This is a genomic window from Nocardia sichangensis, assembly GCF_047200615.1.
GTDB classification, from domain to species: Bacteria; Actinomycetota; Actinomycetes; order Mycobacteriales; family Mycobacteriaceae; genus Nocardia; species Nocardia sichangensis.
Window position 1 is genome coordinate 39,030 of sequence record NZ_JBJZOK010000031.1, and the last position, 14,562, is coordinate 53,591.

The following is a 14,562-nucleotide window of genomic DNA, read 5'->3' on the forward strand; positions in this document are numbered from 1 at the left end:
CAGGCGCCGAGTTGAGGCACTCACCGCAATCCTCGGTCACCCGCCCACCGGTCATCCGCGATCGGGCTGCCGCTCTCTGGTGCTGCCTGGGGGCGGGCTTCGCGACGCTGCTCGACTCCGCGGCGGTCGCTTTCACGGCGCCGGACGTGCGGTCGACGCTCGGTCTGGCGAACTCGGACGTGCAGTGGTACCTGGCGTCGTACTCGCTGACCTTCGGCCTCGGGCTCGCCCCCGCCGGGCGGCTCGGCGACGCGTACGGCCGCCGCAACCTGTTCGTCGCCGGACTCGGGCTTTTCCTCGTGGGCGCCGTCGTCTCCGCGTTCGCCCCCGGCGCGTGGCCGCTGATCGCGGGCCGGTTGGTGCAGGGCTTCGGCGCGGGGGTGATCAGCGCGCAGGTGCTCGGCGTCATCCAGGACGTCTTCACCGGAGCCGCCCGCCTGCGCGCTCTCGCTGCGTACACCACCGCGGGCGCGCTGGCCGCGATCGCCGGGCCGGTCCTCGCCGGAACGGCACTCTGGATGCTGCCGCCGGATCTGGGCTGGCGCGCCGTACTGGTGCTGCCCGTGCCGTTCACGCTCGCGACGGTCGCGCTCGGCCTCCGCGGGCTCCCTCGCGACGTCCGTGGGCGCCGCTCGACCGATCTGGACCTCCCAGGGATCGCGGCGCTCGGGCTGCTCGTCGTCATCGTCACGATCCCCGTCATCGATCCAGGTCTCCCCGCCCCAGCGGTCGCCGCCATCGTCGTCGCGAGCGGCCTTCTCGTCATCGGACTGGCCCTCTGGGAGCGCGTATACGCCCGCCGCGGCCGTCTGCCGCTGTTCGCGCCACCGTTGATGCGTTCCCGGGGCTACGTCACGGGAAATGTGGTGGCGCTGCTGTGGTTCGGATCGATGCTCGCGTTCACCACGGTGAAGACGGTGTACTTCCTCCAGGTCCACAAGATCCCCGCACTGGTGGTCGCGCTGGCACTGATTCCCTCCGCGCTGGCCCGGATCTTCGCGGCGCGTTGGGGGCAACGGCTTTTCGCGGTGCACGGGTCCGTGGTCGTAGCCTACGGGCTCGTCGTCCAAACCGCCTGCATGGCGGCGACCGCCGCCACGACACTGTTCCTGGACGGGTGGATTCTGTTCCTCGTGCTGGCCGCGATCCAAGTCGCCTGCGGTCTCACCAGCGGCGTGGTGGAGCCGCCGCTGCGGGCGGTGACACTGGCGTTCTCACCCTCGTCGTTGCACGGGGTGGCCGCGTCCTTCCTACAGTTGACGCAGCGGCTGTCGGCCACGTTCTGCATCGCCATGACCACCGGCGTACTACTGGCATTCGGTGGAACCGCGTCGTCGGCGTCACTTGGCTGGGCGGTGCTGCTGTGCTTCGCGGCCTCGGCCCTGGCGACAGTGGCGGCGTTCGCGCCCGACTTCCGCACCGGCGCGAATACGCCGCAGACATCGATGGTTTCGACACACGCGCGATGACTCGCCCGCGCCTCCACGCGGGTCGATGCATCGGAATCGCGGTGAGCGCAACCAGTGTCGGGTGATCGTGCGCCTCGCTAACGTTCTCTCGTCGGACGCTGTTGTGGAGGAGTACGCGGTGACCACTGATTCGATTGTCGACGTCGATACCTCGCGACACCCGCTCGACGACCCGGTGCGGGCGTCGCTGCGTGGCGAACACCGCCGGTTCGCCGGCTGGGTGGGCCGGATCGGCCGCTACGACCCGGAGGTCGCCAGGTTCGTCGGCCACCCGCCGGTGCTGGACGAACGAGACTGGGCCGACCTGGCCACACTTCTCGGGCCGGGCGGCAGCACCGCGTTGCGCGGCTACGGCCACGTGCCGCCCGACGGCTGGACGGTCCTGAACCACATGGACTCGGTACAGATGGACGGCACCGCCCTGCGCGTCGCCCACGACCCGGAACTGGAACGGCTCACCGCGGCGGCCGTGCCCGAGATCCTCGAGCTGATCGCTCGCACCCAACCCGGCCCATTCGCTCCGCGGACCATCGAGATGGGCACCTATCTGGGGCTGCGGGTCGACGGCAGACTGGTGGCGATGGCCGGGGAGCGCATGCACCCGCCGGGCTGGACCGAGATCAGCGCCGTGTGCACCGACGGCGGATTCCGTGGCCGCGGCTTCGCTACGCGCCTGGTCCGCGCGGTCGGCGCGGGCATCCGCGCGCGGGGTGAGACACCGTTTCTGCACGCTTCCGCCGGCAATACATCGGCGATCCATTTGTACGAGACGCTGGGATTCACGCTGCGCAAACGTTCGAAATTGACTGTCGTGCAGGCCCCTGCGCAGTCGTCGCCCACGAGTGTCATGGTTTGACGCACCGCGTCGGGGGGTGATCAGTTCACGCTTTGTTAGAGATGCGTTTACAAATATTCATGTCCGGGCAGAACGTCGCGGAGGCGAATGTCTCGCGGGGCATGATTGTCTCGAATTGCTCGCGCTGCGAAGGACGACAGACCTCGGTATGCTCCCCTCGTTAGTCGAATTACGCTGCGGTCGAACACTTTTGGCGGACCGGTCGGTATGACGGCCGGGTTCGGCCGTGGCACCGAATGCCGGCGGCGTAAGCAGGGGAGTTCAGAAGTGTCGAGGTGGCACCGGGTATACGGATCACCAGGATTCACGATCCGATCGGCAGGCCTGCGACTATTTTCACCCACTGCGTGTCGTCGTTCTCTCGCACACGCTTTCCTTCGGTAGCCGACCCGGCCATTCCGCGCAGGGCCGGATTCGCGTACGCCAGAGAAGTCGTGCGGATTCCGCTCTCGATCGTGCATTTCGTTCCAGGAGCCTGTCTTGACTGATCCCTCGTCTCTTGCGCTGCCCTTCGATCGCCACGGTGCGCGAGGGTGAAGCTGTATTCGAACGAGTTCGCGGCCGACCCGCACGCCGCATACCGGCGGATGCGCAGCGATCACGGCCCGCTCGTCCCGGTCGAAGTAGCGCCGGAGGTGCCCGCGACATTGATCATCGATTACCGCACGGCATTGGACGTGCTCACCGACGCCGTGCATTTCTCGGCCGATCCCAGCGTATGGGAACAGAACGTGCCGGAAGGATGTCCGGTGCCGTGGGCGATGCGCTGGCGGCCGGACGCGTCGCGGACAGCGGGAGAGGAGCATGCTCGCTACCGGAACGCCGTCACCGGCAGCCTCGATCGCATCGACCTGCACACGCTGCGCGACACCGTGGAACGCACCGCGCTGTCGCTGATCAACGGTTTCTGCGTGGCCGGTTCGGCGGATCTGCTCAGCCAGTACGCGATCCCGCTCACCGTCAGGGTGCTGGAAGAGGTATTGGGATTCCCGCCGGAGGTCCGGCAGAACGCCTACACGGCGATGATGAGCCTGCGCGACGCCGCCGACGCGGCCTCGGCGGAGGCGAGCCATCGAACGCTCGCCGCGGCGATGCTCGAGGTGATCTCGGCCAAACGCGCGGCGCCCGCGGCGGATGTGGCGTCCTGGCTGGTACAGCATCCGGCTCGGTTGAGCGAAACCGAACTCGTGCAGCAGATGGCCTCGTTGTACACCACGGGCGCCGAACCGACGTGGAACCTCATCGCGGTCACCGTGCTGTTGCTGGTGACCGATGAACGATTCGGCGGCGAACTGCTCGGCGGAGCGCTGTCCACCCGGGACGCCATCGACGAGGTGCTGTTCACCGATCCTCCCACTGCGAATTCCTGCGTGCGATACCCGAACCAGCCGCAGATCGTCGGGAATGTGTGGCTGCCCCAGCACCAACCGGTGTTGATCGGTTTGGCGGCGTGCAACAACGATCCCGCGGCGGTGGCAGGCGAGCGCCAGGGCAACCGGTCGCACCTGGCCTGGGGCGCCGGGCCACACACCTGTCCTGCCCAGTCGGTCGCCATGGTCATCGTCCAGGAAGCGCTCGACCAACTGCTGGACGCCCTTCCGGAGATCCGGCTGTCGGTCCCCGCCGACGAACTGGAGTGGCTGCCGAGCTCCTTCCACCGCGCACCGGCGGCCGTTCCGGTGACCTTTCCGGCGTCTCCGCCCCTGGCGTTCGTTTGACAGCGATGGGGCGGGTCGCGGTGCGAGGCAACGCACCTCGACTATCCACCGAGCGTCTAAAACAATTAGCCAGTTGTAAAATACTGGCCTAATCTGGGTATGTGGCGACACACCGCACACCTGATCCCGCTCACCGCGTCCGCGACGCCGAACGCACCAAACGCTGCCTGCTCGAGGCGGCTTTGGAGGAGTTCGCCGCCAAGGGCTACGCCGGTGCCCGGGTGGGTGACATCGCCCAGCGGGCCGGTGTCAACAAGCAGTTGATCACCTACTACTTCGGCGGCAAGGAAGGTCTCTACCGGGCGCTCCAGCAGAACTGGCTGGAGCGTGAGGCCGCCTTCAGCGATCCGGCGCTGCCGTTGGCGGAGGTGGTCACGAACTATCTCCGCGATGGTCTGCGCGACCCCCGCGGCATCCGCTTGCTCATGTGGCGGGGATTGTCCGATGCCGCGCCGACCGGTACGCACCCGATCTCCGAGACCGACATCGCCGAGACCAGGCGCCGGCAAGAGCGCGGCGAGGTCGCCGCCGACCTCGACCCGGCCGCGTTCCAGCTCGCGGTGATGGGGATGGTCATCGCCCCACTGCTGCTGCCGGTCCAGGTTCGCGAACTGTTCGGCGTGGAGGCCCGGACCGCCGAATTCGAGCAGCGCTACGGCGAACAGTTGCGCCGCATTCTCGCCCATCTCACCGATTCCCGTTCCGAAGGAGATATTTCATGACCTACCTCGTCACCGGCGTTCGCGGCATCGTCGGCCGGACCGTCGTCGACCAGCTGCGCGCGGCCGGAAAACCGGTGCGCGCGGCCAGCTCTCGTCCCGCCGAGACCACCGTGCCGGACGATGTCGAACTCGTCGGACTCGACCTGACCGACCCGGAATCGGTCACCGCCGCGCTCGCGGGCGTGGACAAGGTCTTCTGCTACGCCGCCGCGGAAGGCATCGGCAACTTCATCGACGCCGCCGAGGCCGCTGGTGTCGCCCACGTCGTGCTGCTGTCGTCCATCGCGGCCGAGAACGACCAGAATCCTATCGGCGCAAGGCATCTCGCGGTCGAGAACCCGCTGCGCGCATCCGGCCTGCCGCTGACCGTCCTGCGGCCGGGAGCCTTCGCCGCCAACGCCCGCACCTGGTTTCCCACCATCAAGGCCGAGCGCGTCGTCCGCGTCCCCTTCCCCGACCTGCACCTGACCCCCATCCACGAGGCCGATATCGCCGACGCGGCCATCGCGGCGCTCGACGACTCCTCCCACGCGGGCAAGACCTACCCGCTCACCGGCCCCGAATCCCTGTCGCACCACCAGCAGGTCGCCGCCATCGCCGCCGCCCTGGGCGAGCCGGTCCAACTGATCGAACTGACCTATGAGGAAGCAGCCGACGTCTACTACCGCCCCGTCCTCGACATGTGGGCGAAGGCCGGCTCGGAACCGAGCCCGGTCGGCCCCACTTCCGAGTCGGTCACCGGCATACCCGCCCGCACCTTCGCCCAATGGGCCGTAGACCACGTGGACGACTACCGCTGACCGCCCACTCCTCCCCGACCGGCGATCCACCCCGGCCAGCCCAACCCTCCAACCCCCTCTGACCAGCCGATTAGCACCCCTCCAGCCTCGTGCGGTAATCTCTTCGAGCGCCCGCACAGCGGACGCAACGGGCTGTGGCGCAGTTTGGTAGCGCACTTGACTGGGGGTCAAGTGGTCGCAGGTTCAAATCCTGTCAGCCCGACAGACGAGAAAGCCCCTCTGACCAGCGTCGGAGGGGCTTTTCTCATTCGCCGACCACCCGCAGAGCGGGACCAGAACGGGACCGCAAGTGCTCGGAAAGCTTGTCACCGGCCCCGGTGATCTCCCGGCGGTCCGGGTGGAGATACCGCTCCGTGGTCCGGCTGTCGGCATGTCCGGCGATCTTCTGGAGCACGTGCAGGCTCACCCCGGCATCGGCCATCCACGTCAGTCCGGTGTGCCGCAGATCGTGTCGCCGAAGATGCTCGTACCCGAGCTTGGTCACGACCTCATCCCAGTGGGTGGCATCCCGGAGCACGCCGGTAGCGATCCGCCCTCCGCGCGGGCCACGGAACAGCCGGGCATCGGGGTTGTCGCTCCCGACGATCGTGATGCGCTGGGTGACCAGTTGCCGAACTTCTTCGATCAGCGGGACGTAGCGCACCCGGTTACCCTTGGTTCCCTTGTCCTCCATGCCGCCCGGTCCCGGTGTGGTCTGCCGCCGCACCCGCCAAGTCCAGGTATCGGTGTCGATGTCACCGACCCGACAGCCAGAGACCTCGCCGATACGGGACGCGGTGCACGCAGCGAAGATCACCACATCACCCCAGCCCTGATACCGATCCGCCGAACGAGCCACCAGGGCATCAGCCAGCGTCACCAACGCCGTCACCCTGCTGTGGTTCCTCGCCGACGCGCAGCTGCGGGAGCAGATCACCGCGATCACCAACAAGGCCGAGGCGTTCCACGGCTTCTCCGCGTGGCTGCGTTTCGGCGGCGAGGCGATCGGGCGCAACGACCCGGACTACCAGGAGAAGATCATCGAGTTCAACGAGCTGCTCGCGAACTGCTGATCTACTCCAACGCCTGCGAAATCACCGCCGGAGCGAACGCGCTGGCTTCCGACGGGCACCCGATCGACACCGATGATCTGGCCACGATCTCCCCGTACATCACCCACACCATCCGCCGGTTCTGCGACTGGGTGCTGGATCTGTCCCACCGGACGCGGTGCTGGTCACCACGCTGGACGGGTGCCGGGGGCGCTGTTCCCCCGGCGACACTACCGCGGCCGCCCCCGCGCCGCGCCAGACGCGGCAGCGTGTCACTTCGAAGAAGGGTTCTTGATGGCCACCACCCGCTGGGGTCTGTTACATCGTCCCGATCATGGTCGAGATCGACTGCGGCGTCACCATCTGAAGCTCGTTGCTGCCTCGGACGCGGCATCTCCAGGTCGGCGAATCCCACCGCGCCGAGAGCTCGATCTTCGAGCTAGGGGAAATCACCAGCGATGGGTCGTCCTCGCGATCGCCACCCTTCGACGATGGCTGATACCTTGCAGAATTCGCACAGTCGGCCAGTGCCTGGTCCAGATAGATGTATGAAGGAGACCTCTCCGCATGAACACGGCTGCACAGTGGTTCACCGGTCCGAACAGGCGTCGAAGTTGGATCGCGGTGCTGGTCGTGGCCGTCGTGGTGGGTGTCGCTGCGGTCGTATGGGCGGACCGATCACCACGGCAGTTCCAGCAGGCAACGCCGGTGGTGGGCGGCAAGTTTCGTATCGAACCCACTCTAGGCTCCGCACCCACTCCTCGCTGGACGGTGCGCGCCGCCGATCTGTCCACTGACCCCGGCGCTGTTCTACTGTCCGCTCCGCACAGTCTGAACGTCTACTACGGAAACGGCACGCCGATGGATGCCGGGACCACGATCGTGGCGGCCACCGCGGTGCCGGACAGCGCGGGTGGCGGGGCCGGGCAGCCGGTCAGCGGGGTGCGACTGCACGGTATCGACCCCGATACCGGAAAGCCGCACTGGACAATCGATGTCGGCGCGATCGCCAGCTGCGCCGAACAGGTGTTTCAGGGCCTGCTGAGCTGTTGGGACACCCATCGGGTCCTGATCGTCGACAGCGCGACGGGCACGGTGCTCACCGACCACATCACCGATTTCGAGGTGGAGCAGGTCGATGCTCGCGACGGTGTCGTCACGGTGGCGGGGCGAACCGCGGATTGGCAGACCGCTGTCTTCACGCGAGGAACCGTCTCAGATATCGCCGCGAGCTGGCGTAAGACGTTTCCGACAGTGGTACCCGGAGAACCGGTCAGACCCGTCATCAGCGCACCGGACTACTTCCGGAACGGGCGCCACGGCAACATCCATGTCTACGATTTGCACACTGGCGAACCACTTTTCACCGGACCGGTCGGCTATGTCTTCGACGGCGGCATGATCGCCTCGCAGGTGATCGATCGCAGCGGCACCGCGGGACAGGTCGCGTTGCTCGGCCGCGACGGACACCGCATCACCGAGGTCGCCAATGCCAGCTTCATGCTCGAGTGGTACCCGGTCGCCACCGCGTCGCCACTGCCGATCCTGACCGGCGAAAGCGCCTACGACCGCACCACCGGTGCGATCCTGTGGACCAATCCCGAGATCGGCATCGACGACACAGCCGGGCGCAAGGACGCGATCGAGGGTGTGGTGCGAGATACCGTGATCATCCGATCACTCGATGGCACAACGCTTTCCGGGCTCGCCCTCACCGACGGGCATCGAATCTGGCAGCGGCCCTCGCCGTTCGAACACGCCACGAAATTCACAAGCTATGACGGCATCACCGACGCAACCCATCTCATCCTGACCGACGGTGTCACCGTGCAGGCGATCGATGGCGTCGACGGAACTCCGGTGTGGTCGATGCTGTTGCCGCCCAGCGGCGATCCCAGAGTCCACTCGCAGGTGCGGGCGATGGGCGGTCGCATGGTCACCGTGACCGCCCATGAATTCACCGGATACGCTGCATAATGTGACTCGAACGATCGGCGGCAGCCTTCATCGGCTCGCATACGTGCGCAAGAGCGTCAGTCGCAGCGGCACTGTCGAGTAAGTCGTGATACCGAGCACGGGACTCCGGCTCACCGGCACGGAAGCCGTCCCGATTGCTCTTCGGATTACCGAGTGCGCGATGGTGAACGTAACCGATACCCACCGCAGCCAGGGACTCGGCGAGCCTCGTCTTCGACAACCCAGGTTTGCGGCTCAGCGGAGTCAAACGCACATCGACGAGTACCTCGACGCCTTGTTCGACGAGCTGGGCGACGAGATCGCCGACGGTCTTCCCCTCGTAGCCGATGCTGACAAGGGTTCCTTCGGCGCCGGCATACTCGGCGGCAGTGCCAGAGGTTCCCATGGGTTCCTATGGTGCATCAAACCACCGCGATGCAGTGCGACAGACCCTGAAACGCGCGACAGAATCACGACCACAGCTCAGGCCGAGTCCGACCAGCCGCGCGGCCGCTGAGTCGCGCGGTGACGGTGGAGAAGTGTCTAAGCAGCCAGCCCACTCCGACCGAACATCCACCAAAGTGATCGGATCACAATCTGGATATTTAGCCTGTCTGACCAGCGGATCCACAGCACTGCAACCCCCATCTTCCAGTCCGAACGAGGGGTGGCTTGCCTGCCGGACGGGATAACTTCAGTGTCGAATCCATGAGTAGCGCGATTACAGCTGGTCTGTTGTCCCTTCTGCTTGGTGTTCCCGCCTCCGCCGCCGTGTTGGTGGCCACTGTGGGTGCCGTGTTCCATCGTGACCGTGAACACCGAAGAACCGCAGTGGAAGTTCTTCGAATCCTGCTGCGACGGAACCGCTGATGGAAGCGGGGATTCGTCGCGGGAAGGCGTAACCGCAAAACTCCGACGCCGCGAGCGGCTCCACTGGCTTCTGTCGGCAATCGCCGCATGCGGTCAAATAGAGGTGCCACGACCGATACGCGGTTCAGCGCCCTCCGCCGCGCCTGCCACCCTCGAACGCTACCAACGTTATCTTGACGAACTAGTCCAACTCGACCTGGTGTGGATACACCGGGGACGTCGAGGGGTTCGCATTGCCAGCGCGACCGCACGCTCGTGCATAGCCAAGGCTAGGTGTAGAGCATGCCCATCAGGGACTTCACGTCGTCGAGGGTTACGGCGGCGACTTGGCGGGCGGTTTCGTTGCCTTTGGCGAGGGTGTCGCGAACGATGTGGTTGTCCTCGGCCAGTTCCGCGCGTCGTCGCCGGATCGGCCGGAAGTATTCGTTGACGCTTTCAGCGACCACTCGTTTCAGTTCGGCTCCGCCACCGTCACCGATCTCGGCCGCGATGCTATCCGGGGTGCGGTTCTGGCACAGGCCCGCGACCAGCAGCAGGTTGGACACGGTGGGTCGGTTGTCCGGGTCGAAGGTGATCTGCCGGTCGTTGTCGGTTCTGGCCTGACGGATCAGATCTCTGGTCTGGTCGGGCGTCGCGGAGATGCTGATCGAGTTCCCCAAGCTCTTGCTCATCTTCCGTCCGTCCAGCCCGAGGACATTCGGTGCGTCGCCCAGTAGGGCCTGCGGTACGGGCAGGTAGGGGCGGCCGTGGCTGTACTGGTCGTTGAAGCGGCGGGCGATGGTGCGGCAGATCTCGACGTGCGGCAGTTGGTCCTTGCCCACAGGAACAAGATTGGCGCGCATCGAGAGGATGTCGGCGGCTTGGTGCACCGGATAGGTAAACATCAACCCGTTGACCACGGGGCGCTGCATGGCCTCGATCTCGCTCTTGACCGTCGGGTTGCGCTCGAGTTCGGCGACACTCACGAGGCTGAGGAACGGCAGCAGGAGTTGGTTCAGTTCCGCGATCGAGCTGTGGGTGAAGATGGTGGCGGCCGAGTCGAGTCCGCACGCGAGGTAGTCCAGGACGAGATCGTTGACGGTGCGGGTGATGTCGGCGCCGACGCGGCGGTCGGTGATTACCTGGTAGTCGGCGACGACCACGAAGAGTTCCACTCCGGCCTCGGCGAGCCGCACGCGGTTCTGCAAGGTGCCGAAATAGTGGCCGATGTGCAGGTGGCCGGTCGGTCGATCGCCGGTCAGCACCCGGTAGCGGTGCGGGTTGTCCATGACGCGGGCGCCGCTGACGGTCATCGGGTCGCCCACCGGTCGAACATTTCCGGGCACTGACGCTGCCACAGCACCAACCCAGCGACAGACATCCCGCCGGTCGCGAGCCCCACCGGCCAGCCCCACAGCACCCACGCCGAGCCTTGACGTGACCGTGCATGACCCGCCACCGCGTCCTCCGTCCCACCAACCACCGGGAGCCGACCGAGCCCCGAACCCCCGCCAGGAGGAAGCCGTCATGGCCAGCAACGTCACCGTCACCATCACCGGCCACCTCGCCGACAACCCCGAACCCCGCGTCACGACCACCGGCAAACTCGTCACCAACTTCACCGTCATCTCCAACGACCGCCGCTACGACCGCGACCGCAACGAATGGGTCGACGCCGCCAAGACCGTCATCCGGATCAACTGCTGGGGCGACCTGGCCCAACTCGCCGGAGACAGCCTGACCAAGGGATGCCGCGTCACCGTCACCGGCCACCGCCTGACCGCCGACCCCTACCTCGGCAAGGACGCCAAGCCCCGCGCCGCCCTCGAACTCACCGCCGACACCGTCGCCGTCGACCTGAAAGGCCAGACCGCACAGATCACCCGCTGGACCCGCAACGGCACCAACAGCGCCGACGCCACCGAACCGCCGTTCTGATCCGCACACGGTGACCGGGCCAGCTACAACCAGGTCCGGTCACCGAACCCGGCCACCACGACCGACTGCCGAATTCGCCTATTACTTAGATTAAGACGGCACGGGCTAGAACCTTTCTGTAGCAAGTGCTTCCGCGTCCTTCGGCCGCGCGGCCCTGGAATGGATCGGCCTGCAGTGTGTCCGCGCGCCCCTCCAGCGTCAAGGGCGCCTACCGGCGTCAGCTCCGCTGATGGGCTCCGCCCACCCTTGACCCTGGAGCCTCTACGCGCGAAGGGCAGGCCCTACGGGGCAGGCAGGGAAGCCTGCCCCCTCCTCGCATGCCCACCCATCCCAGGGCCTACCGCGGGTCACTCCGCCGGCGATGGTCACCTTTCGGATTGCCGAACAGTGCTGGGCACGCCGTGTGCCGTACCCGACCTACCTCCCGCAGCATAATCACACGACGCCACGCAGTTTTGGGGCGGGGACCCTGGCTATGGTTGCGTTTTGATCCTGCCCGCTCATGGGTGTGGCAGATTGTCGTCAATGGATTTTATTAGCATTGCGCAAGCAGTTGAACATACTTGTAACGAATCTTTAGTCACTTCAATTCTCCCGTCTACGATCTTAACTTTTGCCAAACGTATCTTTTTATCCTTATTCGAGGCCAATTGCTTCTTTGTTACCACACCAAGGCCGTGTGCAATAGAGTTTCGAACGTCGATGGATCGATCGAACTCGCTCCATCCAGAGCAATTCTGGAGGCTGAATCCGTGATGAGCCTTAAAGCAATTCTTACGCTCATTCCAGCTGGCTGACGATATATCCTGGATGGCCGCAGTCAAGTTCTTGAAGAATGAGTCAAGAGATTCAACCTGACGATCGAACAATGCCTCGGACACTGTATCGACGTAGGCTTCGACGATACTAACCATACGCAGATACTGACTCTGAAATCGAATCTGACGCGGATCAAATCTCGCCCACTTCGCCGCACCTGATGCGCCGTACCAGCGGCCGCTCTTGACAGGCGGAAGAGACGCAAAGTCAGCGACCGTAAGGTTCAGGAGTCTCATCGCTTCCTCGGTAACATCCCAAGGAACTTTGCGTAATGATGTCATAAAGCCAGGAGAGCCCGGGTAATTTCATCAGTGCCGCGCAGCCCTGAAACTGATTTCCCTTCTTGCATCGTTGGGTTTATTGGTAAACGGTCCCGTACACCGGCCAGGTATAAAGACTTCACGGCTTCGGGGGCGTCCATAGCTTCTTCCACTGTTTCTACTACTTCCAGGTGTGAGGAGGCCGCCAATGCCCAGAACGCGGCCCCCCTCAATGGCTCTTTACCAGTAGCGAAACACTTCTGAACCCATGCCAGACGACTCGCTATAGAACTCGGGGCCGCGTCAGACAGAAGGTCAAGAGCCCGAAATGCCTCGATCAGCCACACCTGTTGCCAACTATTTAGTGATACTGATTCAATTATCGAATCAAGAATCTCACCCGCCCGTATTCGATGATCTCCAGAGCCAGCGGCCATCATGTACTTGATCAGATCTGGAGTTAGCGAGGGAACGAAGCTGATCAGAAGTTCAATGGAGTCGAACGCCGCTGCGTTCTGGTCCTTCGCCAATGAATCCAGAGCACGCCGGATGCGGCGAACGTCGTCGCGATCCGCGCTCTTCAGATCTAGGCCGTCATTTTTTCCGGTAACGTTGGTCGATTGAATGAAATCGAGAGCAGAGTCCGGATCTTGACTGAAATCGTCAGTGTAGTCACCAGCGGCAGCCTCAACATCATCCAGTGAGATGATCCCACCCTCGGGCAACTTATCCATATCGTAGGTACTCAAGAGGTATGTTGAGAATTGATAAGTGAAAGTTTTTAACTCGTTTATTGCGAGGCCCACCGATCTGGCCGCACTGTCGAGTGCCTCGATTGCTGCGATCGCTTCAGAAAAGCTCTTACATGCGATTCTGAAGTCGTCATTAAAGCGCCAAACGGCGAAGCCTTTACGGAGAAGGGCTCGCTCAACTTGGTCGATATAGACCTCCGAAAGTCGGTCAGATGCATGATACAGCTGTGGCAGTCCCAGTGGTCGCCCAGTGACTTCAGAAATCAGCTCGATAAGGTGGGAGACTATATCAAAATCGGCACCCTGAGATATGAGTTCATCGGCAAGTATTGAGTGATCTATGAACTGATAAAAAGACGTCAGATCGGACTTGACGACATACTTTACCTTGGACTGGAATACAAAGAACAGCACCTTTTCTACATCGGGAGTCTCCTTGTCGGGCTGAATTTCTTGAGCGTACGAAACTGGCGATTCAATGAACTCGATATATTTAGCCACACTTCGGTCTACGACAGGAAGAGTGTGCAACGCGGCAGCGGTGAGCGCATCATATAGTACCTGTTCCTTGATCCCCCAGAAGGCCACTGGCCGCACTCCATGACCTGGTTTTCGCGCGGTTAGTTCACGCTCTGTTGCAACTTCCATGCCGCCGCGACAAAGGGATTTGATGTACCGTTCGACACGCGTAATCGTGGCATTGTTGGCTGTCAGCTGTTCCCAGCCGGGTTCCGAGGGAACAAGGTTGCGTTGGGTATGCGCGACACGCACAAGCGACTCCGCGATTTGCAGCTTGTTCAGCACCTCAGTTGTGATTGGACGCACGGTTGGAAATCTATCGTGCATCGCTCAATTGCACAAAGCTTTGCGTCCATAACATCAGCCCACGATCTAGCTGCATCTCGCCCGCCTAGGACGTAGCCCGCGTCCTCGTACAGATCTCTGGGAGGTCCGATGGTCACGCCGACGCGAGGTGATCTGGATCAGTATGAAGGCTCGCACTCCGCAACTAGTCCGCAGCAGCGACGAGCCACACCGAACCATCCTTGGATTCGCGCTGGACACGCATCTCGCCTGTGCTTGGCAGGGTGGGGACCAACTGGGGACCACACGCCCTACATGCGGGCCGAATCCACGGGAACCAAGTGGGTTTAGCGCACGTGTACGACGTGCACGCCGTGCACAGATGACGGATCGCCATTCCTGGGGGTCAAGTGGTCGCAGGTTCAAATCCTGTCAGCCCGACACAGGAAACCCCTTTCGACCAGCGTCGGAAGGGGTTTTCTCGTTCATCGGCATGGGGCCGGATTCGACCCGAGCCAGTCAAAATCTCATACTTTCGCCCTCGTCGCCGCGGGCCCAGCGTTCCAGGACGTCCCGATGGACCGGCAC

13 protein-coding genes and 1 tRNA gene are annotated in these 14,562 nt (G+C 63.9%); 9 read left to right on the top strand and 5 right to left on the bottom strand.

Going from position 1 to position 14,562, the window contains the following annotated elements; all coding sequences use genetic code 11:
- Positions 1–11: 11 nt before the first annotated feature.
- From ACL03I_RS31855 to ACL03I_RS31880, 6 genes are all read left to right on the top strand, one after another.
- Positions 12–1,469 (top strand): MFS transporter, encoded by a 1,458-nt coding sequence (locus tag ACL03I_RS31855; RefSeq protein ID WP_412807683.1) that lies wholly within the window; start codon positions 12–14, stop codon positions 1,467–1,469.
- Between the two features lie 118 nt (positions 1,470–1,587).
- Entirely contained in the window at positions 1,588–2,325 is a 738-nt protein-coding gene (locus ACL03I_RS31860) for a GNAT family N-acetyltransferase (RefSeq protein ID WP_412807684.1), read from the top strand.
- 533 nt (positions 2,326–2,858) lie between these two features.
- Positions 2,859–4,043 (top strand): cytochrome P450 family protein, encoded by a 1,185-nt coding sequence (locus ACL03I_RS31865; RefSeq protein WP_355076656.1) that lies wholly within the window; start codon positions 2,859–2,861, stop codon positions 4,041–4,043.
- Between the two features lie 101 nt (positions 4,044–4,144).
- The gene (locus tag ACL03I_RS31870) at positions 4,145–4,765 is read left to right on the top strand and encodes a TetR/AcrR family transcriptional regulator (RefSeq protein WP_355076658.1); all 621 of its coding nucleotides are present in this window, start codon (positions 4,145–4,147) and stop codon (positions 4,763–4,765) included.
- Positions 4,762–5,565 (top strand): SDR family oxidoreductase, encoded by an 804-nt coding sequence (locus tag ACL03I_RS31875; protein ID WP_412807685.1) that lies wholly within the window; start codon positions 4,762–4,764, stop codon positions 5,563–5,565. The genes ACL03I_RS31870 and ACL03I_RS31875 overlap by 4 nt, the downstream gene beginning before the upstream one ends.
- A gap of 128 nt (positions 5,566–5,693) precedes the next feature.
- Positions 5,694–5,767: transfer RNA gene (locus tag ACL03I_RS31880), tRNA-Pro, on the top strand.
- Between the two features lie 42 nt (positions 5,768–5,809).
- On the opposite strand, the gene ACL03I_RS31885 is transcribed toward ACL03I_RS31880, so the two are convergent.
- The gene (locus ACL03I_RS31885) at positions 5,810–6,490 is read right to left on the bottom strand and encodes a tyrosine-type recombinase/integrase (protein ID WP_412807719.1); all 681 of its coding nucleotides are present in this window, start codon (positions 6,488–6,490) and stop codon (positions 5,810–5,812) included.
- On the opposite strand from ACL03I_RS31885, the gene ACL03I_RS31890 reads away from it, so the two are divergent.
- On the top strand, positions 6,441–6,617 hold the full coding sequence (locus ACL03I_RS31890) for a Tn3 family transposase (protein ID WP_412807720.1): 177 nt from the start codon (positions 6,441–6,443) through the stop codon (positions 6,615–6,617). The genes ACL03I_RS31885 and ACL03I_RS31890 overlap by 50 nt on opposite strands.
- Positions 6,618–7,163: 546 nt before the next feature.
- A complete protein-coding gene (locus ACL03I_RS31895; protein WP_412807686.1) occupies positions 7,164–8,573 on the top strand; it encodes an outer membrane protein assembly factor BamB family protein in 1,410 nt (469 codons plus the stop codon).
- Here ACL03I_RS31895 and ACL03I_RS31900 read toward each other — a convergent pair.
- A complete protein-coding gene (locus ACL03I_RS31900) occupies positions 8,554–8,958 on the bottom strand; it encodes a DUF488 domain-containing protein (RefSeq protein ID WP_412807687.1) in 405 nt (134 codons plus the stop codon). The genes ACL03I_RS31895 and ACL03I_RS31900 overlap by 20 nt on opposite strands.
- Before the next feature lie 733 nt (positions 8,959–9,691).
- Entirely contained in the window at positions 9,692–10,726 is a 1,035-nt protein-coding gene (trpS, locus tag ACL03I_RS31905) for a tryptophan--tRNA ligase (RefSeq protein WP_412807688.1), read from the bottom strand.
- A 202-nt stretch (positions 10,727–10,928) separates the two neighbouring features.
- Between trpS and ssb the strand changes: the two genes are divergently transcribed.
- Complete coding sequence (gene ssb, locus ACL03I_RS31910) at positions 10,929–11,339, top strand: single-stranded DNA-binding protein (RefSeq protein ID WP_412807689.1); 411 nt, start codon at positions 10,929–10,931, stop codon at positions 11,337–11,339.
- Positions 11,340–11,839: 500 nt separating this feature from the next.
- Here the strand turns inward: ssb and ACL03I_RS31915 are convergent, their stop codons facing one another.
- A complete protein-coding gene (locus ACL03I_RS31915; RefSeq protein WP_412807690.1) occupies positions 11,840–12,439 on the bottom strand; it encodes a hypothetical protein in 600 nt (199 codons plus the stop codon).
- Positions 12,436–13,995, bottom strand: a complete 1,560-nt coding sequence (locus ACL03I_RS31920; protein WP_412807691.1) for an RNA-directed DNA polymerase — start codon at positions 13,993–13,995, stop codon at positions 12,436–12,438. Before ACL03I_RS31920 ends, ACL03I_RS31915 begins: the two co-directional genes overlap by 4 nt.
- Positions 13,996–14,562 lie beyond the last annotated feature (567 nt).